Source organism: Nonomuraea insulae (genome assembly GCF_042656245.1).
This window is the reverse complement of record NZ_JBHSPA010000113.1, coordinates 14,283-35,581: the sequence shown is the minus strand read 5'-3', so window position 1 is coordinate 35,581 and position 21,299 is coordinate 14,283. Positions and strand designations below refer to the sequence as shown.

Here is a 21,299-nt window from a genome sequence, read left to right as displayed (position 1 = left end):
AGACCATCAGCTTCCTGCGGGCGGCCCCGCCAGCCGCTCCGGCCGGGTCCAGCCGGCCCAGCCGCGCTCGCGCATCGCGTCCAGCATCCGCTCCGACCGTGGGCCGGCCTCGAGGAGAAGCGCGTCGACGAGGTCAAACGCCAGATCGTCGTACGCCGGCTCGCCGGAGGCGTATGCCTGCTCGGCCATGGCGGCCAGGATGTCGGCTGCTTCCCCCAGGCGCGGGTCGTCGCCTGTGTCGTTCTCCAAGAGCTCCGACAGGACCCGATAGAGCCGGACGATCTGCGGGTCATCGAGCTGTGCGAGTTTCCCTGGCATGACCTCGCCGATGTGATCGGGCCAGCGAGCCGCGACCAGGATCCAGCCGTCCCGCTCACCCTCCACTATCCGCTCCGACGCCCCGATCTCCCGAAGCCGATCGAGATAGGAGGTCACCTCCGGCGGGAGCGCCAGGCTGTCCCCGGCAGCGAGCCGCGCGATCTGCTTGCGGCTGGTCTCGAGCCGTTCGATCTCCTCGCGCAGGTGGCTGTCGATCCTGTGGACCGCTTCGGCGAAGGTCGATGCGTCGGCTTCGAGCATGTGACCGATCTGAGACAGCGGCACGCCGGCATGGGCGAGGCTGCGGATCTTGATGAGGGACACGACCGCCCTCGCGCCATACCGCCGGTAACCCGAGGCGTCCCGCTCAGGCTCGGGCAGTAGCCCGATCTGGTGATAGTGCCGCACCGCCCGCACCGTGACGCCGGCATACGCCGCCAGTTGACCGATCGTCAGCATGCTCTGATCCTGCCCCGAACCCGCCCTGTCCGGTCGACGCCGGGCTCAGGAGATCCTGCGACGGTAGGAGATGCCGGCGAAGACGTAGGCGACGACGAGGATGCCGACGCACCAGGCCAGGGCGGTCCAGATGTCCGTGCCGACCGGTCGCTGGGTGAGCAGGTCGCGGATCGTGTTGACGATGGAAGTCACCGGCTGGTTCTCGGCGAAGGCGCGCAGGGGGCCGGGCATGGTGGCGGTGGGCACGAAGGCCGAGCTGAGGAAGGGCAGGAAGATGAGCGGGTAGGAGAACGCGCCCGCGCCGTCCACGCTCTTCGCGGTGAGACCGGGGATGACGGCGATCCAGGTCAGTGCCAGGGTGAACAGGATCAGGATGCCGGCGACCGCGAGCCAGGCCGGCACGCCGGCGCCCGAGCGGAAGCCCATGAGCAGGGCGACACCGACGACGACCACGAGCGAGATCACATTGGCGACCAGCGAGGTCAGCACGTGCGCCCACAACACGGACGAGCGTGCGATCGGCATGGACTGGAATCGCTCGAAGATCCCGCCCTGCATGTCCATCAAGAGCCGTAATGCGGTGTAGGCGACGCCCGACGCGATCGTGATGAGCAGGATGCCGGGAAGCATGTAGTTCACGTACGCGACCGACCCGGTGTCGATCGCGCCGCCGAACACGTAGACGAACATCAGCATCATGGCGATCGGTGTGATCGCGGTCGTGATGATGGTGTCCAGGCTGCGTGTGACGTGGCGCAGGGTCCGTCCTGTGAGGGCGGCGGTGTCACCCAGGAAATGCGTGGCCATCGTTGTTCCTTACTTCGTGCTCGACCTGGTCTTATGGTCTTGGCCGTCCTCGCCGGTGTCGCCGACGACCGCGAGGAAGACATCCTCGAGAGAGGGCTGCTTCTCGACGTATTCGACCTCGGCGGGCGGCAGCAGCTGCTTGAGCTCGGCCAGGGTGCCGTTCACGATGATCCGCCCCTGGTGCAGGATCGCGATCCGGTCGGCGAGCTGTTCGGCCTCGTCCAGGTACTGCGTGGTGAGCAGCACGGTCGTGCCGCCCTCGGCGAGCTCCTTGACGGCCTGCCACACCTCGATGCGCGCCTCCGGGTCCAGCCCGGCCGTCGGCTCGTCGAGGAAGATGACCGGCGGATTCCCGACGAGGCTCATCGCGATGTCCAGACGGCGGCGCATGCCACCGGAGTACGTCGCCACCCTCCGGTGGCCGGCCTCGCTCAGCGAGAAGCGCCTCAGCAGGGCATCCGCGATCGCGCCCGGGTCGTCGAGGTGCCACAGCCTGGCGACCAGGACGAGGTTCTCCCGCCCGCTGAGGATCTCGTCGACCGCCGCGAACTGCCCGGTGAGACTGATGGACCCGCGTACGTCGGCGGCCTGCGTCACGACATCGAAGCCGTTGACCCGGGCGGTTCCCGTGTCGGCCTTGAGCAGCGTGGACAGGATCTTCACCACCGTGGTCTTGCCGGCCCCGTTCGAGCCGAGCAGGGCGAAGATGCTGCCCCGCGCCACGTCGAGGTCCACACCGCGCAGCACACGCAGTTCCTTGTACGACTTCTCCAGGCCCCGCACATGAATCGCCGGCCCCTGGACCTGATCGGTTGTCGGAGGGATGCTCATGACAGCCAGAATGAGGGGTTGACGCTGCGTCAGGGTCAAGCCCGCAGGGCGGATTCGATCCGCCGGCGGCCACGCCGACTGATCATCGACCGGTGTCCATCCCCTGGAATCACTTCTGTTCGGCGAGCCACTCCTCGAAGGTCGTCGGTGCGATGCGGGCGCCTTCGCCGGGCAGCAGTACGTCGCCGGCCATCGAAAGACCGAACATCCCCGACCACGTCGGTACGAGCCGTACCTCCCGGCCGCGTGCCTGGTGGGTGCGGCGGGCCATGTCGACGAGGTCCTGCGGGCCGGGGCCGGCGACGTCGGCGTAGCGGCCGTGCGGCTCGCCCACCGCGATCTCGGCGAGAATCTCGGCCACGTCGGCCGGCGCGATCGGCTGTACGAGCAGCGGCGCGATCGAGGCGGCCCCGTCCTGCTCGGTCCAGCTCGCGACCATCTCGGCGAAGTCGTGGAACTGCGTGGCCGGGACGATCGTCCACGGCACCGGCCCGGCGGCCACCAGGCGTTCCTGCTCCCGCTTACCGGCATAGTGCGCATTGCCGGCGACCCGGTCGATCCCGACGATCGACAGCAGCACATGATGGCGAACCCCGGCCCGCTCCTCGGCGGCGAGCAGGTTGGCCGTGAGCGCACCGAACCACGCCACCGTCTCCTCCTCGGTGGCCGCCTGCCCGTTGGTGGCGTCGACGACCGCATCGACGCCGGCGAGGGCGGCGTCGAGCCCCTCGCCGGTCTGGAGGTTCACGCCGAGCGAGCGGCTGATGCCCACGACGTCGTGCCCGTCGCGCTTCAGGGCGGTGGCGGTCAGCGAGCCGATGTTCCCGGTCGCGCCGGCGACTGCGATTCGCATGGTGATCACTCTTTCTGGCTCGTTCGTTCGTTACCTCGCCGACCCTATCTCGGACTAAATAGATCCTCAATATCTGCGATAGGCTGACGGCGTGAAGCTGCCTGTGAGCACCGAATGGCTGTTGCACTGCGCCACGACGCTGGCGCAGCTGGAGCCGGGCGCCACCGCGTCGGCGGCACAACTCGCGGACTACTACGACCTCCCCGCGCCCTACCTCGCCAAGCAGCTGCAGTCGCTGGTCAAGGGCGGTGTGCTGGCCGCTACCACAGGGCCAAGGGGCGGCTTCCGGCTCGCCCGCTCGGCTTCGGAGATCACGCTCCTGCGGATCGTCGAGGCGGTGGACGGCGCGTCCTCCCCGTACGAGTGCCGCGAGATCCGCCGGCAGGGGAGGGGCGCACTGGAGCCCGAGCAGTGCAGGGACATGTGCATCCTCGCCGCGAAGATGGCCGAGGCGCATGACGCGTGGCGGCGCAGCCTCGAAGCGGTCACCCTCGCCGACATCCTCACCGAACTGCCCGAATGGGCCCCGCACCGAACCCGTTCCCGCCTCACAAGCCCACCCCGCCCGCCAACTGACTAACTCACTGAGCCGAAGCGACTCGCCGGGACGAGCCACCGTTGTCGGGGCGAGCCACCCCGCTCGCCCGGCGACCTGTGCACACTGCCGATGCCGGCCGGCCGGCGAAGGAGCAGTGAGCCCGACGGCGGGGCAGCGGGTTCACGGTTTGCGCGCGGGAACCACGCTTGACAGGGCCTCGCTCAGGATGGCGGCGAAGGAGGCGGTGACCCCGGGGGAGAGCCAGTGCCGACCGGCCACCCGGATGGCGCCGGCGACCGCGGCGGCCGTGACGGCGGGGAACAGGTCGCGGCCTGGGTCGGTGCCGGTGCGGGCCGCGATCGCCTCGGCCAGCGGCTCCTCCGCCACGGTGAACGCCTTGAGTGCCTCGCCCTCCAGCTCGGGCGTGGACATGATCATGCGCAGGCCGGCCTTGTCGGGCTCGGGATCGGTGTAGAGCTCGACCACGGCCGCGATGACGGCCTGGTCGAGCGGCTCGCCCGCGGGCCGGGAGCGCAGCGCGTCGCCCGCGCGTCTGGACTGGTCGGCCTGGAAGGAGCAGATCGCCTCCTCCCTGCTGGAGAAGTAGTTGTTGTAGGTGCGGGGGGAGACGCCCGCGGCCGAGGCGATGTCATGGACCCGGACCAGGGCCAGCCCGCTGGGCCCCTGCTCGATGGCCAGGCGCAGCGCGGCGTGGCCGATCGCCTCCCGGGTGGCCTGCTTGTTGCGGGTCCGCAGATCCATGGCGTCGTCGTTCATGGTGATGACTTTAGCGGATGATGCGTGCGGCGCATAATATGCGCGCCGCGCAATGTCATGGAGTCTTGGGAGTGATGTTGACCGAGCTGCCCGTCGGCACCGGGACGATCGAGACCTTGCCGTCCTGGATGGCCTTGTACAGGATCGCGCCCTGCGGCCCGAGCACCTTCGCCAGCTCCTTCAGGGACTTCAGCTCGGTCAGGGCGCGGGTGTTCTCCGCCTCCTGGGCCTTCTGCCGCTCCTGCGCCGCCTGCGTCTCGGTCTGGGCGTCCACGATCGACTTGGGCGGCTCGGGCTGGCGGATGATGAACTGGAGGCGCTCGAAGTACTGGCCCTGGGTCAGGCTGGCCACGTACTGGTTGGTCAGCTTGGCCATGTCCTGCTCCCACAGCGACTTCTGCGCGGGGTTGGTGTACAGGTCGCGCCAGTTGTACTTGAGCGTCGCCTCGTCCATCGCCCGCTCCACGCTGTTGCCGATGTAGAACTGGAGCATCCGGGTCCAGCCGTCGGACTCGTACGCGGCGTACTTCTTGCCGATGTTCTCGTGGAAGGACTGCAGCTTCTTGCAGTCGGAGGCGGAGAAGTAGAAGGTCAGGCCGCCGGACATGCTCATGACCTGCCCGTCCTTGCTGACCGACGTGATGGACTTGCCCTCGGACTCGTCGCGGCCGGAGAAGTCGTAGGTGCGCTGGCCGTTCGGGTAGCGGTAGCCCTCGTCGCCGGGGCCGGACACGTCGCGGGTGGACGGCTTGAGGCACTCCTGGAACGTGGTCGAGGAGAACATGCCCGCGTCGTACACGATGCCGCCCTCGTCGGGCTCGACGTTCGTGACCGAGCAGCCGGTGAGGGCCACGAGGGCGAGCAGGCAGCAGGGGATGGCGCGCTTCACTTCGAGATCTCCTCAGGGGGTGATGGCGCGCTCGCGGAGCGTGCCGTGCGGAGACCAGCGATCATACGCGCCGGTGAAGTCGGTGCGGTGCCGGTCGGCGTCCCCGACGTCGTTCGGGCCCTCGTCGAGGAAACCTGCCGACCGGCCACCAGATGTCAGTCGCCCGGGTCGGTGGTCACCTCGGCGGCGTCCGGCGCCTTGATGGAGACCTTGGCGCCCCAGCCGGTGAAGCGGCTGTCGATCGTCAGGGTCTTGCCGTCGAAGCTGTTCGTGTCGAACACGCCCGTCGCCGCGTACGAGCTCTTCACCCTGCTCACCAGCCCGGCGGAGGTGAGCGTGAGAGAGTAGGAGACCTTGGTGTCGTCGTGCATGCGCAGCGGGATCGACGCGTCGAACCAGGCCGAGATCTTCGCCAGCTCCTTGAAGGTGATCTTCCCGGTGATGGCGCTCCTGGTCAGCCTGCCCTTCTTGATGAGCGCCGCTAAGGTCTTGGGCTCGACCGGGTTGATGACCTGGCCGTAGAAGCCGCTGCCGCCGGCGGGCAGCCCACGGCCCTTGTACCAGGTCGCGCCCGACGGCAGGCGGTCCTTGTGTATGCCGCCCGAGGAGTAGCTGACCTTGCCGATGCTGATCGCGCGCTCGGGCCCGGTGGCCCTGGAATCGGTCTTGATGTCGGAGGCCGCGAGGCCCTTGGCGTTGAACTGGAAGGTTCCCCTGCGGCTCTGGATCTTGGTCTTGGGATCGCCCGAGAGGATCGTGGTCTCGGTGAACCGCACGCCGTGGCCGGTGGAGAGCTTGCTCTTCAACGCGCGTACGGGGTCCTTGGGGGCGGCGGCCTGCGCGGGTGCGGCGGTCACCAGGAGTGCGCCGCAGGTCACCATGGCTGTGATCGTCTTCTTCATGGGGCGTGATCTTGCCGGAAGCGGATCACGGACGGGCCACGATCGCAGGCCGCGAGAAGGACGGTCGATCTTCAGGAGTCCAGCGCGTCGGCGACGCGCCGGCGGAGCGGCGCCTCGTGCTCCGGGTCCGTGTGCAGGGTCAGCGTCAGATCGGCCTCGCCGAGGACGGTCAGCAGCAGGGCGAACTGTTCGGGCGGCTCGGCCGCGAGCAGGTCCTCGGCGTGCTCCACGACGAGGGCGACGCGGCCGGTGCCGCGCAGGCAGTCGGTCAGCGCGTCCCAGTTGCGGCCGAAGTAGCCGGGCAGGCGCAGGGCCCGCGCCACCTCCTCGAAGAAGGCGGCGCGGGTCCGGCAGACCCGCCCGTCCAGCACGGCCGGCGCCGTGGACACGGTCAGCCAGGGCGGCAGCGGTGGCGGGGCGGCGGTCATGGAGGTCCTAGAGCCGGTAGAAGTCGGTGTAGTGGTTGGGCGAGAACCAGGTCACGCCGGTGCTGCGGTTGACGACGATCCGGTACGCGTCACGGGCGGCGCCGCGAGCCCGGGAGTAGACGTCGTACTCGTTGTAGGTGGCGCCGCTGGGGAGCTGGCCCTCCCGGTTGAAGAACTGGCCGCCGGTGTAGTTGTAGCGGCCGTCCGTCCACGAGTACCAGCCGGCGGAGGTGGGGTAGCCCTTGGAGGCCCAGGTCGACCTGGCCGTGCGGGCGTCGGCGCAGCGGGAGATGGTGCAGGAGTTGTAGACCGAGGCGCTGGCGGGGGAGACGCCGGCCAGGGCGATGACGGAGGTGACGGCGGCGAGGACGACGGCGAGCCGTACCTGCCACGAAGGTCGAGGGCGCACGACGATGGCCTCCTTGTGGGGGATGACGAATCATTGTCATGTTCTTCTCCCGTACCGAGTCAAGGAAAGGCCATGTGTGCCGAAGGAAAGGTGAACACTTCGCGGACACGCGTTACCCGACCGATATTTGATGATCTTCGCGGGGGCTCGCTAGGGTTTGGTGCTTTCCCCCCTCAGAGGATGTCCCTTGCGCCGTTACCGATTAGGCAGGATCGCCGCGCCGCTCGCGATCTGCTACGCGATCGTGATCATCGCCTCCGGCGCGTACGCGCTGGGCACCGGCGACCCCGCGCTGCTGCGCACCATCGTGGACGGGGAGTGGGATCCGGACTGGATGCCCTACGTCTGGTGGGTGGAGCTCCTCATGGTCGCGGGCGGGCTCCTGCAGGGCTGGGCCTACTGGCAGGTGCTGCGCGGGCGGCCGTCGGGCGAGCCGGTCCGCCGGGGACGGCAGGTTGGGCTGCTGCGGCTGGCCCTTTATCTGAGCGTCGGCTGCGCGCTGCTGTTCCGGATCCCGATCCCGTACCAGTGGTGGCTCGGTGTGCCCGGCGCGGTGGTCCAGTTCGCCGTCGTCTGGTTGTTCGTGGCGGTCCTCGCGGGGGTGCTGCCCCGATGGGTGCGGATCCTCGCGCTGGTGGCGGGCCTGGCGAACGCCGCCATGGGTCTGGTCACCACGGTCGGCTACGGCTTTGCGGCGTTCACCTTCGTGGAGTTCCTCTGGTCTCTTCCCGGGCTCGAACTGCTCCACCTGGTGTGGCTGGTGCCGGTTCTGGTCGGTCAGGCCAGGGACCCCCGCTGGAGCCGGGCCACCGTGGGCATGGGCGTGGTCTCGGCGTCGCTGTCGTCGTTGTCGTCCGGGGGCAGCTCGATCATCGCGTTCGGCGGGGGCGGCGTGGACTACACGATGCTGCTGCTCATGATCCTTGGCGTTCTGGGCGTCTTCGGGATGGTGTGGGAGGCCCGCTCCGCCCATGAACTGGCCGGTCCGCCCCGCGTACCGGCTCCGAAGCCCGCTCCCGCCCCCGCGCGCCCGTGGCCCCTCGCCGGCCTGGCCGTGGCGCTTCCGCTGGTTCCCGCCGCCGTCAACCTCGCGCACGGGATGCCCATGTGGACCGGGCCCAGGGGCGCGGTCGAGGGTTTCTTCCGCGAGTTCGCCGGCTACCAGGCGAGCTTGTTGTGGCTGGCCGTGGACACCCTCGTGGGCGTCGGCGCCCCCGCCGTGCTGGTGCTGGTCGCGGTCGTGCGCAGGACCAGACGGCTGCTGCGCGGCACGATGCTGGCCCTCACCCTCGCCGCGGCGGCGGGCGTCGTCACCGCGCTCACCGTCAGGAAGCAGGAGAACTGGCAGTCCGCGTCCGAGATGGCCGACCAGGAGCTCGGCGTCTACCCCAGGGGGCTGTTCCCCAGGGACGGGGAAGGCCAGTTCCTCTTCGGCCTCTCCCCGCTCTGGTACAGCGCCGCGCTCGCCGCCTCCGCCCTGCTCCTGTTCTTCCTGTACGGCGCCGCCCCCGCCGCCCGCCTGCGCCACCAGGTGCTCGTCACGGCGCTGGCCACCTCGGTGGCCCTGTGCTTCCTCCCCGTCGCCGACCAGTCCCGCGGGCCGGTCACCACGGCCGCGGACTGCTCACCGGAGGAAAGCTGGATGGTGCCCGAGAAACCCGAGCCGGTGACCGGCCCGCGCGCCTTCGTCTGCGGGGTACGCGAGAACGAGTTGCTCACGTTCGCCGACACCACCCCCGACCAGGTGCTGCTCGCCCACGGACGACGCCTGTGCGGCGTCTACACCCGCGACGATCCGCGGGAGCTGGCCCGTAGCCAGGAGAAGGTGTCAAACCTGGAGGGGGCGCTCGCCCCGATCTGCCCGGCCGCCGACGCGGCGGTCAAGGCCGCCAACGCCGAGGACGACCGCGAGTTCGACGAGTACATGGCGGAGGAGCAGCGCAAATGCGACGCCACTCCGCGGCACCGCCCCCTCGTCCCGGCCGCCCGCGCCATCCGCGTCAAGGAGCCGGAGTGGCCCGAGGTGGGCCTGGAGCTGTATGAGGAGGTCGAGGGCGCCGACCCCGCCGATGACGGCGTGCTTGAGAAGAGCTTCGACAACGGCCTGGTCGGCGTGGGTCCCGGGCACCTGTTCGTCGGGACGCATTCCGACTACCACATCTGCGTCGAGCTGGAGACGTACAAGCGCCGGCCCCCGGTGGAGACCAAGGGCTGGGAGCACGTCGTCGAGGTCGGCTTCGACAGCCCGAGCGGCCGACTGGTGTTCATGGACGGCCTCAGCGGCACCGAACTGCCCGACCTGTCGCTCTACGGCCGCAAGGGGCACTACCGCCTGCGCGTGCACTTCGACTGGTTCCCGTGGAAGGGCGAGGAGTACGGCACCCAGCGGTTCCTGATCATGGCCTGGCCGGCGAAGGGCGACAAGGTCGTGACCTACAAGAAGCCGCCCAAGGCCCGATGACCCGGAGGCCCCGGCGTTCCACCGGGGCCTGACCAGCGGTGGGTCACCTGACCTTGATACGCAGGAGCTGGCCGGTGTCGCCGGCGCCGTTGCTGCGGTTGGTCACGTAGTAGACGCCGTTCCCCGCGTACGCCACCCCGCCCGGGTTCTCCAGCCCCGTGGTGGCCAGGTCGGTCCGCGACCCGTTGGCCTCGACCCGCACGAGCCGGCCGGTCACGGTGTCGCCGTTGTGCCCGGGATTGCCGTCGAACATGCCCTCCTTGGCCATCTCCAGGACGACCAGCCGGCCGCGCTCGTCGAAGGTGAGGTCGGCGATGTTGGTGAAGCCGCCGGCGTGCACCGTGGGGGTCCGGCCGGGAACCAGCCGCCAGACCTTGGCCTCGCCCTTGTAGTACGGGAAGCCGCTGAGCTCACCGACGTAGAACGCGCCGTCCGGGCCCCGGACCACGGTCGTCGGCACGGAGTCGACGGAGCCGCCCGGATCGGCGGCCGGGGCGCGGGCCGGGAACACGGCCAGCACCTTGATGCCGCCGTTCGGCTTGATCAGCAGCAGGTCGTTGCCGGACGCGTCCACGGCGACGGTTCCGTAGGGGCCGGTGTCCAGGCCGTACGGGTTGGACTCGTCGCTGACCGGGTCCGGGTCGTGCTCCTCCTCGTACGCGGCCAGGTCGGCCTCGGGAGCGAGCGGGCCGGAGATCCGGGCGAGCCGGCCGAGCGCGGCGGCACCCGGCCCGAGCTGGTCGCGGAAGGGAAGTTCGCCGGCGAGCCCGAAGACGGCACGGAGCCCGCCGGGCGTCAGGCTGAGGTCGTGCAGGCCGAGCACGCCCTGCCGCTGCGTCCCCGTGTCGTCATAGATCGTGATCGAGGGCAGCCCGTTGACGATCCGCCGCCCGGACCCGCCCCGTTCCGAGTACTGGAAGACCGCCCCGGTCGGCCCGTAGCACCAGAGCGCGCCCATGGCGGTCTGCGCGCAGGCGCCGCCGTTGGGCTGCGACGGCCCGCCCTCGCCGGCCTCGGCCACCAGCACCCGGCGGGCCTTGGCGTCGTAGATGAGCCCGCGCGGCGCGTCCAGCCCCTGCGCCACCACCTCGATCGTGCCACCGGGGCGTAAGCCGGGGTCGGCGGCGGCGGCCTGGGCCGGGAGCACCAGGGTGCTCAGGGCCAGCGCCAGGACGCCGCGTCTCGTTCCGTTCATGTGCACCCTTTCATCCGCCGGAAACGATCGCCTGGCCGGCCCGGCGCTCGCGTCGTTCGACGACGAGGACCCAGGCGAGCGCGGCGAACTGGAACACGACCAGCAGCAGGAAGCCGAGGCCGTCCCAGAAGGAGGAGGAGCCGGGGCCGCCGCCGATGCCGCGCATCGCGGAGCCGGCCATCTGGCCCAGCGCGGGCACCGTCAGCAGGCCCAGCGCGACGAAGGCGACGGCCGAGCCGAGCAGGTAGTAGGGCGCGTACCAGCGGACGATGCGCAGCTCGCGCGCAGGCACCAGGCTCAGGTCATGGCGCGGCGGACGACCCGTCGCCTGCCGCACGACGTTCGCCAGCCAGTGCCGCGTGTCCTCCATCAGGTTGCCCAGGCGCAGCCAGTTCACGAGCACGTAGTACATGTCCGTGCGCATGAACACCTGGAACTGGAAGATCACGGACAGGGCCAGCGCGTACGCGACCGCGCGGGCCAGCCGCTCACCTGAACCGCTCACCCCGGCCAGCTGAGCGGCCAGGCAACCGAGCATGAGAGCCAGATCCCAGGTCATCCCGGCCAGGAAGACGGCGTAGCGGCGGTGCCGGGGAGCCGAGCGCACCCCGCTCACGTCGGTCTGCGCGACCAGGAAGTACAGCCGGCGGCTCAACGACAACGAGCCGGTGCAGCCGAGCGCCCGCGCGATGATGGCGTGCGCGCCCTCGTGCAGCAGGACGAGACCCCAGCCGACCACGCCCAGCGTGACGGCGCTGGTCAGGGCCCCGTCGAACGGCAGCGCGTCGGACGGCCCCGGCAGCAGCCCCGGCTGGAGCAGCAGCAGCGCCGGCACGGCGAGCCAGACGGCGACGTACAGCACCCGCATCGGCGCCGTGACCAGCCAGGCCACCCGCTCCTGCCGGACGTTGCCCAGCAACGTCATCCCCCGGCGCGTCTCAGCGGGCCCGAGCGGGTCGCCGAACGCCTCGCCGTCCATGGAGGCGACGAAGCCGCATTCACCGATCCCCTCAAGGAACTCGTCGAGGTCGGGCTCGGTGCCGAACCGGCCGGCGAAGCGCTCCCGCACCTCCGCCACCGGCAGGCCGTCGCCCAGCCACTCCAGCAGCGCGACGCCCTCGACCGGCAACCGCACGAACTGCCCGGTGTCCGGCCGGCCGACCTCCCACTCGCCGTTCTCCTCGGGGCCGAAGTGCAACGCGTGCAGGGCGACGACGCTGTCGTCGTTCATACACTCACCGTGGCCCCGCAGGCCGTGCAGTCGTCGAGCCGCTTCGCCTCGGCGAATTCCGTCTGCATGCGCAGCAGGTCGATGAAGAGCATGCGGCCGCGAATGACGGGTTCGGCCACGCCGGTGAGATATTTGACCGCTTCGAGGGCGGCCAGGTTGCCGATCATTCCGGCGAGCGGAGCCATGCACGGATTGACGGTGCGGTCCCCGATGACGTCGATGTAATAACGCTGCGAAGGGCCGTACCAGGGGAATTTCGCCAGCGCTTCCTGCTCGGCGCACTGGAAACAGGCGCTGTCGTGCGGAATGTGCATCATGAGGTTGACCGTGAGCCCGCTCTGCGAACCCCGGAGCCAGGCGATGCCCTCGGCGAGCGCCGCTTCGTTGAGCCACTGGTAAAGCTGGATGCGCGGCCGGTCCGCCGCGCAGATGATGAGATCCCGGCCCGCCATGATGGAACGTGCCGCGTCCACGCCGTCCACCATGGTGTTCAGAGTGGTGATGGTGGCGTGCGGGTTGATCAGGCGCAGCCGGTCGGCCGAGGCCTCGGTCTTCAATCGGCCGACGTCACTGTCGGTGTAGAGGATCTGCCGGTTGAGATTCATCAGCTCGACGTGGTCGTAGTCCACGAGCAGGATGTCGCCCACGCCGATCGCGGCCAGGCTCATCGCGACGAACGAGCCGAGCCCGCCGAGGCCGAGCAGGGTGACCTTGGCCCCCTTGAGCCGGTGCTGGAAGTCGTAAGGCGTGGCCGGGGGCCGGTGGAAGTAGGAGAAGAATTCGAGATTGCGCCGGTAACGCTCCAGCTCGGCTGCCGACAGGCTGTCTGGCGGCGGAATGGCGGCGTCCTCGACGAAGCCGGCGTCATCGAGCGCCGCGATCGCGCCGCCGATGTCGTCCACGGTGACGTCGCGATTCTCGGCGCGCATCTCGGCGACCAATTCCGGCACAGTACGGGTGCCGTCCATGAGCTCCATCAGGCGCCACGTGTTGCCGCGCTCGTCGTCCTCCAGTTCGGAGGCGATGCCCAGGTCCATGCTGGCGATCCGGATGCGCCCGGCGCCAATCGGAATCGGCGGGAAGACAATTTTCATCCGTGGTCGTTGCATGCTGTCTGACTCCATGTTTCTCGTGAATGATGGCGGCCCAGGGCCCGGCCCCGTACCAGTGGGGATATCGAGGCCGGGCGTAAGGGATCAGCAGTCGCCGCAGCAGCAGCAAGCGTTACAGGCACTGGTCGTCTCGATCTTCTCGAGGCGCCGGATCTGAACCTTCATCGATGTTCACCTCCCTTTCGTCCAGCGATGGACATCGCCCAGGTCGGCGACGACCCTCAGGCTCACAGGCGGCGTTGCAGACCCGTTGCGGGCTCGTTGCACGAAAAAGCCCCCGGCCCGTACGCACGCGGGCCGGGGGCTGAATTCCGGCGGCTCAGGGCGACAGGACGGCGGGCAGGGAGCGGTGCCCGTTGGAGATGAACGACTCCAGCGGCAGGAGGCCGCCCGGTTCGGCGGCGAGGACGGGGTCGCGCCGGAAGAGGGCGGGCAGCGCGATCGCGGCCTCCAGCCTGGCCAGCGGCGCGCCGAGGCAGCGGTGCACGCCGTAGCCGAAGGCCATGTGCTCCTTGACCGCGCGGGTGAGGTCGAACCGGTCCGCGTCCCGCCCATGGACCTGAGGGTCACGGCCGGCGGCGCCGTAGCAGGCGAGGATGGGGTCGCCCGCGCGCAGGGTGAGCCCGTCGCCGAGGTCGATGTCCTCGACGGCGAAGCGCAACGGCAGGTTCGCGATCGGGGCCTGATTGCGCAACGTCTCCTCGATCACCGCTTCCCAGGTGACACGGCCCTCGCGGACCAGCGCGAGCTGCCCTGGGTGGGTGAGCAGCGCGTAGATCGCGTTGTCGAGCAGGTTGACCGTCGTCTCGTGGCCCGCGCTCAGGAACAACACCAGCGTGTCCACCAGCTCGTCCTCCGACAGGCGCGAGTCGTCGTCGCGGACGGCGATCAGCGCCGAGGACAGGTCGTCGCCGGGGCGTTCGCGCTTCTCGGCGACCAGCTCGCGCAGGATGCCCTGCAGGCGCGGGAAGGCGTCGGCGGTGTCCACGCCGGCCTTGCCGGTCTGGAAGAAGGCGTCCACGCAGCGGCGGATCTCCTCGCGGGAGCCCTCGTCGCGCACGCCGAACAGCTCACAGATCACCCTGATCGGCAGCGGGTAGGCGTAGCGCTCCCGCAGGTCCACCACCGTTCCGCCGGGCAGCCCGGCGAGCAGTTCCGCGGCGATCGCCTCGATGCGCGGCCGCAACGCGGCGGTGCGGCGGACGGTGAAGGCACTGGAGACCAGCCCGCGCAGCCGCCGGTGGTCCGGCCCGTACGCCGTGAGCATGTTCCGCACCGCCACCCACGCGAACAGCGGCCACTCGGGGGAGATCTCGCCCTTGATCCAGGCCGGCCAGTGCAGGAACGCGTCCTTGGACACGCGGTCGTCGGTGAGCAGCCGTCTGAGCGGTTCCTGGCCGGACACCGCCCACGCCCGCACCCCGCCGGGCAGCTCGACGCGGGCGGCGAGCCCGAGCTCGCGGATACGGTCCGCCTCACCGCGAATGTCGCGGCCGGTGGGGTCGATGACGAACGGTGCGGGATCGGCCATGTTCAGCTCCTCGTGGTCGCGGTCTCCGCGCGCCATCGTCGCTTCGGCCTGACGCCGGAACCACTACCGGGGCGGTTCGATCTCCGTAAGGTTCGCCGATCCGGTTTGACCTTGACCCCGGGGTCAACGCTTAGCCTCCTCGCGACCGCAACACCTATGAGGGAGAACTCATGACGACATCTCTGCGCGGCCAGACCGTGATCATCACGGGTGGCGGGACCGGGATCGGCCGCGTGACCGCGCGGTTGTTCGCGCAGGAGGGCGCCGACGTGCTCATCGCGGGCCGTACCGTCGCCACCCTGAAGGAGACGGCCGAGGGCCACGACCGCATCGAGGTCGTCGAGGCCGACGTCGCCGAGCCGGGCGCGCCGGAGCGGATCGTGGCCGCCGCGCTCGACGCCTTCGGGCGCGTGGACGTCCTGGTGAACAACGCCGCCATCACCCGCCCCGCCGCGCTCGGCGCCATCGACAGGGAGGCGGCGGAGCAGCAGGTCGCCACGAACCTCATCGGCCCGGCGATGCTCGCCCAGGAGGCCCTGCCGCACCTGGAGGCCACGCGCGGCACCATCGTCAACATCACCTCGAACGGCCCGCAGCGCGGCTGGGCGAACAACTCCGTTTACGGGGCCACCAAGGTCGGGCTGGACTTCCTGACCTACACCTGGGCCGTCGAACTGGCGCCGCGCGGCATCCGCGTCGTGTCCGTCGCTCCCGGCGTCACCGCGACGCCGGTGCTCGTCCACGCGGGCTTCACCCCGGAGGAGATCACCCGCTGGGGCGGGGAGCTCACGGCGCGCATCCCGCTCGGGCGGATCGCGCGGCCCGAGGAGATCGGCTGGTGGATCGTCAACGTGGCCCGTCCGGAGGCGGCCTATCTCACCGGTACGGTGCTACGCGTGGACGGCGGGATCAACGCCGCCTGATGGGCACGCTAGCCTGCGATTGGAGGTGAGCCGATGCTGATCGGAGAGCTGGCCCAGGCCGCGGGCACGACCGTCCGGGCGCTGCGGTACTACGAACAGCAGGGCCTGCTGCGCCCCCGGCGGGCGCCGAACCACTACCGTGAGTACGACGAGCGGGCCGTCACCCTCGTCCGCAACATCCGGCAGCTGCTCTCGCTGGGTTTCACGGCCGAGGACATCCACGTCTTCCTGCCCTGCCTCGACCTGGAGCTGGAAGGCCGCGACTGCCCGGCGAGCGCGCCGTTCGTCGCCAGGAAGCTGGCCGCGCTGGAGGAGCAGATCGCCGCGCTGACCGACGTACGCGATCGCCTCGACCTGTTCCTCGGCCGCGTCACCGGGCAGCCGGACTCGCTGTGAACGAGGATGAGGACCTCTCGGCCGTCGTCACGGCGGTGCTGACCGGCTCGCGGCTCCTGGTGGCGATCGCGGCGGCGTCGCTGGGCGAGGTCGCGGACCGGGTCACGTTGCCGCAGTTCAGGATGATGGTGGTGCTGGCCGGGCGCGGTGAGACCAAGCTGGTCACCATGGCGGAGCACCTGGGGGTCAACTCCTCCACGGCGATGCGGATGGCCGAGCGGCTGGTGGGCGCGGGGCTGATCGTGCGTGAGATCAATCCGCAGAACCGGCGCGAGAGCCTGATGCGGTTGACGGAGGAGGGGCGCCGCATCGTGGACGAGGTGATGGCGCGGCGCCGGGAGGAGATCGGGTCGATCGTCGAGCGGATGTCCTCCGAGCAGCGGCAGGAGCTCATCTCGGCGATGAACGCCTTCACCGAGGCGGGCGGCGAACCCCCGGTGGACGTCCCGTACCCGCTGGGCTGGTCCGCCGTCTGACATGGGCGGGCGCGGTGCCGCGTACGTAAGATCGCCCTTGCCATGAAGGTTCGACGACTTCCGGGAAGGCATGCCATGAACACCACAGATCCACCGCCCGGCACGACCCCGGCCCGCTGCGGCGTGGTCGGCGGAGGGCGGATGGGGGCCGGCATCGCTCACGCGCTGCTGCTCGCCGGCGCCGAGGTCGTCCTCGTCGAACGCGACCAGCAGGCGGCGGCCGCCGCGGTCGAGCGGGTGGAGCACGCCCTGGCGGCCGGCGTCGCCCGCGGCCGCCTCGACGACGCCGCACCGGTGCTCGCCAGACTGACCACTGAGACCGACCCGGCCCGGCTGGCCGGTGTGGCGCTCGTGATCGAGGCGGTCCCCGAGGACCTCGATCTCAAGCTCGACACGTTCGGGCGGATCGCGCGGCACGTCGCCGCCGACACGGTGATCGCCAGCAACACCAGCAGCATCTCGCTGGACGTGCTGGCCGACGCCGTGCCCCACCCGGAGCGGGTCATCGGCCTGCACTTCTTCAACCCCGTACCGGCCAGCAAGCTCGTCGAGGTGGTCCTGGGCGGCCGGACCTCCGCCGACCTGCGCGACCGCGCCGAGGGCTGGGTCCGCGAGTGGGGCAAGACCCCCGTCACGGTACGGAACGCGCCCGGCTTCGCCAGCAGCCGTCTGGGCGTGGCCATCGGCCTGGAGGCGATCAGGATGCTCGAGGAGGGCATCGCCACGGCCGAGGACATCGACGCCGCGATGACGCTGGGCTACGGCTTCCCGATGGGTCCCCTCCGGCTCACCGACCTCGTCGGGATCGACGTCCGGCTGGGCATCGCGCGCTACCTGGAGCAGGAACTCGGCCCGCGGTTCGCGCCGCCGGGACTGATGATCGACATGGTCGAACGCGGCGACCTGGGCCGCAAGACAGGCCGGGGCTTCTACGACTGGCCGGAGAACTCATGACCGAGCCGTCGCACGTCGGGCTGGGGACGACCAGGAGGAAGCCATGACCGAGCCGTTGTACGAGGGGCTGCGGGACGACCGGGAGGAAGTCATGACCGAGCCGTCGCACGAGGGGCTGCGGGTGGAACGGCGGGAGGACAGGCTGGTCGTCGTTCTCGACCGGCCCGAGGTCCGCAACGCGATCGACGCCGCGATGGTGGACGGCCTCCACCGTGTCTGCGCCGACCTCGAACGCGACCCGCGGCCCGCGATCTTCACCGGCGGGCCCAAGATCTTCGCCGCCGGCGCCGACATCGGGCAACTGAGGGAGCGTGACCGGCTCGACGCCCTGGCCGGCATCAACAGCGGCCTCTTCGACCGGATCGCCCGGCTGCCGATGCCCACGGTCGCGGCGGTGGCGGGCCCGGCCATCGGCGGCGGCGCCGAACTCGCCTACGCCTGCGACTTCCGCGTCGGCACGCCGCGCGCCACGTTCGGCAACCCCGAAGGGCAACTGGGCATCCTCGCCGCGGCGGGCGCGGCCTGGCGGCTGCCCGAACTCGTCGGCGAACCGCTCGCCAAGGAGATCCTGCTGGCCGGCCGGGTGCTGACCGCGGCGGAGGCGCTCGACGTACGCCTGCTCAACGAGGTCGCCGAGCCCGAGGCGCTGATGGACGCCGCGCACGCCTGGGTGGACCGCATTCTGCGCAACGCCCCGCTCGCGGTCCGGCTCACCAAGGCGGCGCTGCGCGCGCCCCGCGAGGCGCATCCGGTCTTCGACAACGTGGCGCAGGCGGTGTTGTTCGAGACCGAGGAGAAGCGGCAGCGCATGGACACGTTCCTCTCGCGGCGCAAAGCGGCCCCGGAGTCGCTAGAGTCGCAATAGTTAAGTTAGGCTTGCCTAATTAACCTATGAGAGGACGTCCCCCATGGCGACGGAATCGACACGGCGCGCGCCCCAGTGCACCACCGGCGTGGTGCTGCGCAGCGAGCAGATCAGCCCCCACATGCTCCGGATCGTGCTCGGCGGCGACGGGCTCGCCGGTTTCGGCGCGGGCGAGTTCACCGACCACTACGTGAAACTGCTGTTCCCGGTGCCCGGCGTCGACTACCCGGAGCCCTTCGACATGGGCGTGATCCGCGCCGAACTCCCACGGGAGGACTGGCCGAAGACGCGGACCTACACCGTACGCTCCTGGGACCCGGAGTCGGGCGAACTCGCCATCGACTTCGTCTGCCACGGCGACCAGGGCCTGGCCGGGCCGTGGGCCATGGGCGCCCGCCCGGGCGACGTGCTCCGCTTCCTGGGCCCGGGCGGTGCGTACACGCCCAGCGCCGAGGCGGACTGGCACCTGCTGGTGGGCGACGAGAGCGCCCTGCCCGCCATCGGCGCCGCCATGGCGCGGATCCCGGCCGGGGTGCCCGCCCGGGTCTTCGTCGAGGTGGCGGACCGGGCGGAGCGGCAGGACCTGCCGACCGCCTGCGACGCCGAGATCGTGTGGCTGCACCGCGACGGCGCGCCGGTGGGCCAGGCGCTGGTGGACGCGGTACGAGAGGTGAAGTTCCTCGACGGCACCGTGCACGCCTTCGTCCACGGCGAGGCCACGTTCGTCAAGGAGCTGCGCCGGCACCTGCGGGTGGAGCGCGAGCTGCCGCTGGAGTGGTTGTCGATCTCCGGCTACTGGCGGCGGGGCCGGGACGAGGACGGCTGGCAGTCCTCCAAGCGCGACTGGAACCGCGAGATCGAGGAAGAGGAGGCCAAGGCCCTCTCCACCGGCACCTGAGCGACGTCCCCGTCGTGGCCGACATCGGCTCCGGCCTGCTCCGCCCGGAACCCCTCCTCCCGGACGAACCGGACGCCGCCACCTGGCTCGCCCAGAATGCCGCCCTCATCATCGCCAGCGGGGACAAACCGCTCAGCGGGCCGCAGGCGGGACTCGTACTCGGGCGCGGGGACCTCATCCACACCCTGCACCGCCACCCCCCTCGCGTGGACAAGCTGACGCTCGCCGCGATCGAGGCGACCCTGTCCGGCGCGTCCACCCCGGCCATGAACGCGATCAGGGCCGATCCTGAACAGCCGCGCGAACGGGCCACCGCGCTAGCCGCCGATCTGACGGCCGCGGGCGTCCCGGCCACGGTGGTGCCGAGCGCCGGGCTGGTCGGCGGTGGGGCCTCCCGGCCGCGGTGGTGCCGAGCCTCGGGCTGGTCGGCGGCGGCGCACCGGGTCTGACTCTGCCCGGCCGGGCGGTCGAACTGCCGGAAGGCTTCGCGGTCGTGCTGCGCCAGGGGGATTCCATCGTGGTCGCGCGCGTGGACGCCGACCGTTGCCTGCTCGATGTGCGCTGCGTGCCCCCGAACGCGGACGCCCGCCTCGCCGCCGTCCTGAAGGTCGCGTACAGATCCGATGGCGGATCCTATGGCGGAGGCGGACGGGAATCGAACCCGCCAGGCCGAGATCCTCGGCCTCGTCGGTTTTGAAGACCGCGGCGCCCACCAGGACGCGTACGCCTCCCCAGACCTCAGGATCGTAGCGACTTTCCCAGTGAGCCGGTGGCCGGGGAATTCCGTTGCCCTCACCCTGGGTAAGTCGCCGGAGACCCCGGAACGCCCTGAGCCAGGATCGAACCCAGGAGGAGCAGCGATGACGCAGAACCAGGGGACCGACCCGGAAGCCGCGACACGCACCGACGCCGCCGCGTTCGACGACATGCTCGCGGAGCTGGCCGAGCGCCGTCAGGAGTTCCGTGAGCTGCGGTACGTCCCCAAGGACTTCGTCGCCCGTCTCAAGCGGCTCGGCCTCTACCGGGCCTCCACGCCGGCGCGGTTCGGCGGGGAGCCGATGCCGCCGGCGGATTTCCTCAGGCAGATCGAGCGCATCTCGGCCGTCGACGGCTCCACCGGCTGGGTGGCGAGCTTCGGCTCCCAGCTCGTCTACCTGGGCCCGCTGCCCCTGGAGACCCAGGCCGAGCTGTACGCCGACGGCCCCGACGTCGTCTTCGCCGGCGGTTTGTTCCCGGTCCAGGAGGCCGTCCCGACCGAGCGCGGCTTCCGCGTCAGCGGCCGGTGGAAGTTCGCCAGCGGCTGCATGGCCGCCGACATCATCTGCGTCGGCATCCCCGGCGACGACTCGACCGCCGGCAAGCCGCGCGGCGTGCTGGTGCGCCCCGAGCTGCTGGAGATCGTACGGGACTGGGAGGTGATCGGCATGCGGGCCACCGGCTCCTTCGACCTGGTCGCCAAGGACGTCGAGGTCGGCAGGGAATGGTCCTTCATCCGCGGCGGCACCCCGGCGATCGACGAACCGCTCTACCGTTACCCCGCGATCACCTACGCCGCCCAGTCGCTCTCCGTCGTCTCCGCCGGTGTCGCCCGCGCCGCCCTCGACTTCGCCGAGCAGACCGGCAGCGGACGGGCGAGCATCACCGGCGCGCCGAAGCTCGCCGACCGCCCCTACTACCGCGCCGGGATCGCCGAGGCCGAGGCCGCGCTGCGCTCGTCCCGGGCCTACTTCTACGAGGCCGCCGACGAGGCGTGGCAGGCGGTCGTCGCCGGCGGACAGGTCAGTGACGAGCAGAACGCCCACCTGCGCCTGTCCGCCGCCTACCTCGCCCGCACCGCCGCCGAGGTGGTCACCAAGGTCATCTCCCTCTCGGGCACCGCCGCGATCTACAGCGACCACCCGCTGCAGAGCCTGCTCGGCGACGCGCTGGTGCCGCAGGAGCACGCCTTCCTCAGCCCGGCCATGTACGACGCCGCGGGCGCCGTCCTCATGGGCCGACCGCCCACCGTCCCCGCCTTCCGCTGACCCGCGACCTCGTCTCAGAGCA

General features: G+C 70.6%; 23 protein-coding genes and 1 tRNA gene. 10 read left to right on the top strand and 14 right to left on the bottom strand.

What is annotated here, in order from left to right:
• Nucleotides 1-6 precede the first annotated feature (6 nt).
• The 4 genes from ACFPZ3_RS63075 to ACFPZ3_RS63060 all read right to left on the bottom strand — a co-directional run bounded on the left by ACFPZ3_RS63075 (nucleotide 7) and on the right by ACFPZ3_RS63060 (nucleotide 3,268).
• Nucleotides 7-777 (bottom strand): MerR family transcriptional regulator, encoded by a 771-nt coding sequence (locus ACFPZ3_RS63075; protein WP_379524012.1) that lies wholly within the window; start codon nucleotides 775-777, stop codon nucleotides 7-9.
• A gap of 45 nt (nucleotides 778-822) precedes the next feature.
• Nucleotides 823-1,584: an ABC transporter permease gene (locus ACFPZ3_RS63070; RefSeq protein ID WP_379524011.1), complete on the bottom strand. Its 762-nt coding sequence runs from the start codon at nucleotides 1,582-1,584 to the stop codon at nucleotides 823-825.
• Nucleotides 1,585-1,593: 9 nt separating this feature from the next.
• A complete protein-coding gene (locus tag ACFPZ3_RS63065; protein WP_379524010.1) occupies nucleotides 1,594-2,415 on the bottom strand; it encodes an ABC transporter ATP-binding protein in 822 nt (273 codons plus the stop codon).
• A 109-nt stretch (nucleotides 2,416-2,524) separates the two neighbouring features.
• Nucleotides 2,525-3,268 (bottom strand): SDR family oxidoreductase, encoded by a 744-nt coding sequence (locus ACFPZ3_RS63060; RefSeq protein ID WP_379524009.1) that lies wholly within the window; start codon nucleotides 3,266-3,268, stop codon nucleotides 2,525-2,527.
• Nucleotides 3,269-3,359: 91 nt separating this feature from the next.
• Between ACFPZ3_RS63060 and ACFPZ3_RS63055 the strand changes: the two genes are divergently transcribed.
• Nucleotides 3,360-3,848 (top strand): RrF2 family transcriptional regulator, encoded by a 489-nt coding sequence (locus tag ACFPZ3_RS63055; protein WP_379524008.1) that lies wholly within the window; start codon nucleotides 3,360-3,362, stop codon nucleotides 3,846-3,848.
• A gap of 138 nt (nucleotides 3,849-3,986) precedes the next feature.
• Here the strand turns inward: ACFPZ3_RS63055 and ACFPZ3_RS63050 are convergent, their stop codons facing one another.
• The 5 genes from ACFPZ3_RS63050 to ACFPZ3_RS63030 form a co-directional block, all read right to left on the bottom strand.
• A complete protein-coding gene (locus ACFPZ3_RS63050; RefSeq protein ID WP_379524007.1) occupies nucleotides 3,987-4,583 on the bottom strand; it encodes a TetR/AcrR family transcriptional regulator in 597 nt (198 codons plus the stop codon).
• A gap of 55 nt (nucleotides 4,584-4,638) precedes the next feature.
• The gene (locus ACFPZ3_RS63045; protein ID WP_379524006.1) at nucleotides 4,639-5,472 is read right to left on the bottom strand and encodes an SPFH domain-containing protein; all 834 of its coding nucleotides are present in this window, start codon (nucleotides 5,470-5,472) and stop codon (nucleotides 4,639-4,641) included.
• Between the two features lie 155 nt (nucleotides 5,473-5,627).
• On the bottom strand, nucleotides 5,628-6,374 hold the full coding sequence (locus tag ACFPZ3_RS63040) for a hypothetical protein (protein WP_379524005.1): 747 nt from the start codon (nucleotides 6,372-6,374) through the stop codon (nucleotides 5,628-5,630).
• A 71-nt stretch (nucleotides 6,375-6,445) separates the two neighbouring features.
• Nucleotides 6,446-6,802, bottom strand: coding sequence for a barstar family protein (locus tag ACFPZ3_RS63035; RefSeq protein ID WP_379524004.1), 357 nt, complete (start codon nucleotides 6,800-6,802; stop codon nucleotides 6,446-6,448).
• A gap of 7 nt (nucleotides 6,803-6,809) precedes the next feature.
• Nucleotides 6,810-7,211 carry a ribonuclease domain-containing protein gene (locus ACFPZ3_RS63030; protein WP_379524003.1) on the bottom strand — a complete coding sequence of 134 codons (402 nt, stop codon included), beginning with the start codon at nucleotides 7,209-7,211 and terminating at the stop codon, nucleotides 6,810-6,812.
• Nucleotides 7,212-7,398: 187 nt separating this feature from the next.
• Here ACFPZ3_RS63030 and ACFPZ3_RS63025 point away from each other — a divergent pair, with 187 nt between their 5' ends.
• The gene (locus ACFPZ3_RS63025; protein WP_379524002.1) at nucleotides 7,399-9,672 is read left to right on the top strand and encodes a hypothetical protein; all 2,274 of its coding nucleotides are present in this window, start codon (nucleotides 7,399-7,401) and stop codon (nucleotides 9,670-9,672) included.
• 43 nt (nucleotides 9,673-9,715) lie between these two features.
• On the opposite strand, the gene ACFPZ3_RS63020 is transcribed toward ACFPZ3_RS63025, so the two are convergent.
• The 4 genes from ACFPZ3_RS63020 to ACFPZ3_RS63005 all read right to left on the bottom strand — a co-directional run bounded on the left by ACFPZ3_RS63020 (nucleotide 9,716) and on the right by ACFPZ3_RS63005 (nucleotide 14,777).
• A complete protein-coding gene (locus tag ACFPZ3_RS63020) occupies nucleotides 9,716-10,867 on the bottom strand; it encodes a ScyD/ScyE family protein (RefSeq protein ID WP_379524001.1) in 1,152 nt (383 codons plus the stop codon).
• Between the two features lie 10 nt (nucleotides 10,868-10,877).
• Nucleotides 10,878-12,098 carry a hypothetical protein gene (locus ACFPZ3_RS63015; RefSeq protein ID WP_379524000.1) on the bottom strand — a complete coding sequence of 407 codons (1,221 nt, stop codon included), beginning with the start codon at nucleotides 12,096-12,098 and terminating at the stop codon, nucleotides 10,878-10,880.
• A complete protein-coding gene (locus tag ACFPZ3_RS63010; protein WP_379523999.1) occupies nucleotides 12,095-13,207 on the bottom strand; it encodes a HesA/MoeB/ThiF family protein in 1,113 nt (370 codons plus the stop codon). The genes ACFPZ3_RS63015 and ACFPZ3_RS63010 overlap by 4 nt, the downstream gene beginning before the upstream one ends.
• A gap of 322 nt (nucleotides 13,208-13,529) precedes the next feature.
• Entirely contained in the window at nucleotides 13,530-14,777 is a 1,248-nt protein-coding gene (locus tag ACFPZ3_RS63005; RefSeq protein WP_379523998.1) for a cytochrome P450 family protein, read from the bottom strand.
• 134 nt (nucleotides 14,778-14,911) lie between these two features.
• On the opposite strand from ACFPZ3_RS63005, the gene ACFPZ3_RS63000 reads away from it, so the two are divergent.
• From ACFPZ3_RS63000 to ACFPZ3_RS62970, 7 genes are all read left to right on the top strand, one after another.
• Nucleotides 14,912-15,664, top strand: a complete 753-nt coding sequence (locus ACFPZ3_RS63000) for an SDR family NAD(P)-dependent oxidoreductase (protein WP_379523997.1) — start codon at nucleotides 14,912-14,914, stop codon at nucleotides 15,662-15,664.
• Nucleotides 15,665-15,697: 33 nt separating this feature from the next.
• Nucleotides 15,698-16,060 (top strand): MerR family transcriptional regulator, encoded by a 363-nt coding sequence (locus ACFPZ3_RS62995; RefSeq protein WP_379523996.1) that lies wholly within the window; start codon nucleotides 15,698-15,700, stop codon nucleotides 16,058-16,060.
• Nucleotides 16,057-16,536: a MarR family winged helix-turn-helix transcriptional regulator gene (locus tag ACFPZ3_RS62990; protein WP_379523995.1), complete on the top strand. Its 480-nt coding sequence runs from the start codon at nucleotides 16,057-16,059 to the stop codon at nucleotides 16,534-16,536. The genes ACFPZ3_RS62995 and ACFPZ3_RS62990 overlap by 4 nt, the downstream gene beginning before the upstream one ends.
• Before the next feature lie 75 nt (nucleotides 16,537-16,611).
• Nucleotides 16,612-17,490: a 3-hydroxyacyl-CoA dehydrogenase family protein gene (locus tag ACFPZ3_RS62985; RefSeq protein WP_379523994.1), complete on the top strand. Its 879-nt coding sequence runs from the start codon at nucleotides 16,612-16,614 to the stop codon at nucleotides 17,488-17,490.
• A gap of 43 nt (nucleotides 17,491-17,533) precedes the next feature.
• Complete coding sequence (locus tag ACFPZ3_RS62980; RefSeq protein ID WP_379523993.1) at nucleotides 17,534-18,355, top strand: enoyl-CoA hydratase/isomerase family protein; 822 nt, start codon at nucleotides 17,534-17,536, stop codon at nucleotides 18,353-18,355.
• A gap of 43 nt (nucleotides 18,356-18,398) precedes the next feature.
• Nucleotides 18,399-19,253 (top strand): siderophore-interacting protein, encoded by an 855-nt coding sequence (locus ACFPZ3_RS62975; protein ID WP_379523992.1) that lies wholly within the window; start codon nucleotides 18,399-18,401, stop codon nucleotides 19,251-19,253.
• 14 nt (nucleotides 19,254-19,267) lie between these two features.
• A complete protein-coding gene (locus ACFPZ3_RS62970) occupies nucleotides 19,268-19,702 on the top strand; it encodes a hypothetical protein (protein WP_379523991.1) in 435 nt (144 codons plus the stop codon).
• A 187-nt stretch (nucleotides 19,703-19,889) separates the two neighbouring features.
• Here ACFPZ3_RS62970 and ACFPZ3_RS62965 read toward each other — a convergent pair.
• Nucleotides 19,890-19,984 (bottom strand) — tRNA-Sec (locus ACFPZ3_RS62965).
• 129 nt (nucleotides 19,985-20,113) lie between these two features.
• Here ACFPZ3_RS62965 and ACFPZ3_RS62960 point away from each other — a divergent pair.
• Complete coding sequence (locus ACFPZ3_RS62960) at nucleotides 20,114-21,277, top strand: acyl-CoA dehydrogenase family protein (RefSeq protein WP_379523990.1); 1,164 nt, start codon at nucleotides 20,114-20,116, stop codon at nucleotides 21,275-21,277.
• Nucleotides 21,278-21,299 lie beyond the last annotated feature (22 nt).

What these genes read in the sequence shown, in the direction of transcription:
- ACFPZ3_RS63075 (WP_379524012.1), bottom strand. Translation starts at nt 777, where the DNA reads ATGCTGACGATCGGTCAACTGGCGGCGTATGCCGGCGTCACGGTGCGG.
- ACFPZ3_RS63070 (WP_379524011.1), bottom strand. Translation starts at nt 1,584, where the DNA reads ATGGCCACGCATTTCCTGGGTGACACCGCCGCCCTCACAGGACGGACC.
- ACFPZ3_RS63065 (WP_379524010.1), bottom strand. Translation starts at nt 2,415, where the DNA reads ATGAGCATCCCTCCGACAACCGATCAGGTCCAGGGGCCGGCGATTCAT.
- ACFPZ3_RS63060 (WP_379524009.1), bottom strand. Translation starts at nt 3,268, where the DNA reads ATGCGAATCGCAGTCGCCGGCGCGACCGGGAACATCGGCTCGCTGACC.
- ACFPZ3_RS63050 (WP_379524007.1), bottom strand. Translation starts at nt 4,583, where the DNA reads ATGAACGACGACGCCATGGATCTGCGGACCCGCAACAAGCAGGCCACC.
- ACFPZ3_RS63040 (WP_379524005.1), bottom strand. Translation starts at nt 6,374, where the DNA reads ATGAAGAAGACGATCACAGCCATGGTGACCTGCGGCGCACTCCTGGTG.
- ACFPZ3_RS63035 (WP_379524004.1), bottom strand. Translation starts at nt 6,802, where the DNA reads ATGACCGCCGCCCCGCCACCGCTGCCGCCCTGGCTGACCGTGTCCACG.
- ACFPZ3_RS63020 (WP_379524001.1), bottom strand. Translation starts at nt 10,867, where the DNA reads ATGAACGGAACGAGACGCGGCGTCCTGGCGCTGGCCCTGAGCACCCTG.
- ACFPZ3_RS63015 (WP_379524000.1), bottom strand. Translation starts at nt 12,098, where the DNA reads ATGAACGACGACAGCGTCGTCGCCCTGCACGCGTTGCACTTCGGCCCC.
- ACFPZ3_RS63010 (WP_379523999.1), bottom strand. Translation starts at nt 13,207, where the DNA reads ATGCAACGACCACGGATGAAAATTGTCTTCCCGCCGATTCCGATTGGC.
- ACFPZ3_RS63005 (WP_379523998.1), bottom strand. Translation starts at nt 14,777, where the DNA reads ATGGCGCGCGGAGACCGCGACCACGAGGAGCTGAACATGGCCGATCCC.
- ACFPZ3_RS63000 (WP_379523997.1), top strand. Translation starts at nt 14,912, where the DNA reads ATGACGACATCTCTGCGCGGCCAGACCGTGATCATCACGGGTGGCGGG.
- ACFPZ3_RS62995 (WP_379523996.1), top strand. Translation starts at nt 15,698, where the DNA reads ATGCTGATCGGAGAGCTGGCCCAGGCCGCGGGCACGACCGTCCGGGCG.
- ACFPZ3_RS62985 (WP_379523994.1), top strand. Translation starts at nt 16,612, where the DNA reads ATGAACACCACAGATCCACCGCCCGGCACGACCCCGGCCCGCTGCGGC.
- ACFPZ3_RS62980 (WP_379523993.1), top strand. Translation starts at nt 17,534, where the DNA reads ATGACCGAGCCGTTGTACGAGGGGCTGCGGGACGACCGGGAGGAAGTC.
- ACFPZ3_RS62975 (WP_379523992.1), top strand. Translation starts at nt 18,399, where the DNA reads ATGGCGACGGAATCGACACGGCGCGCGCCCCAGTGCACCACCGGCGTG.
- ACFPZ3_RS62960 (WP_379523990.1), top strand. Translation starts at nt 20,114, where the DNA reads ATGACGCAGAACCAGGGGACCGACCCGGAAGCCGCGACACGCACCGAC.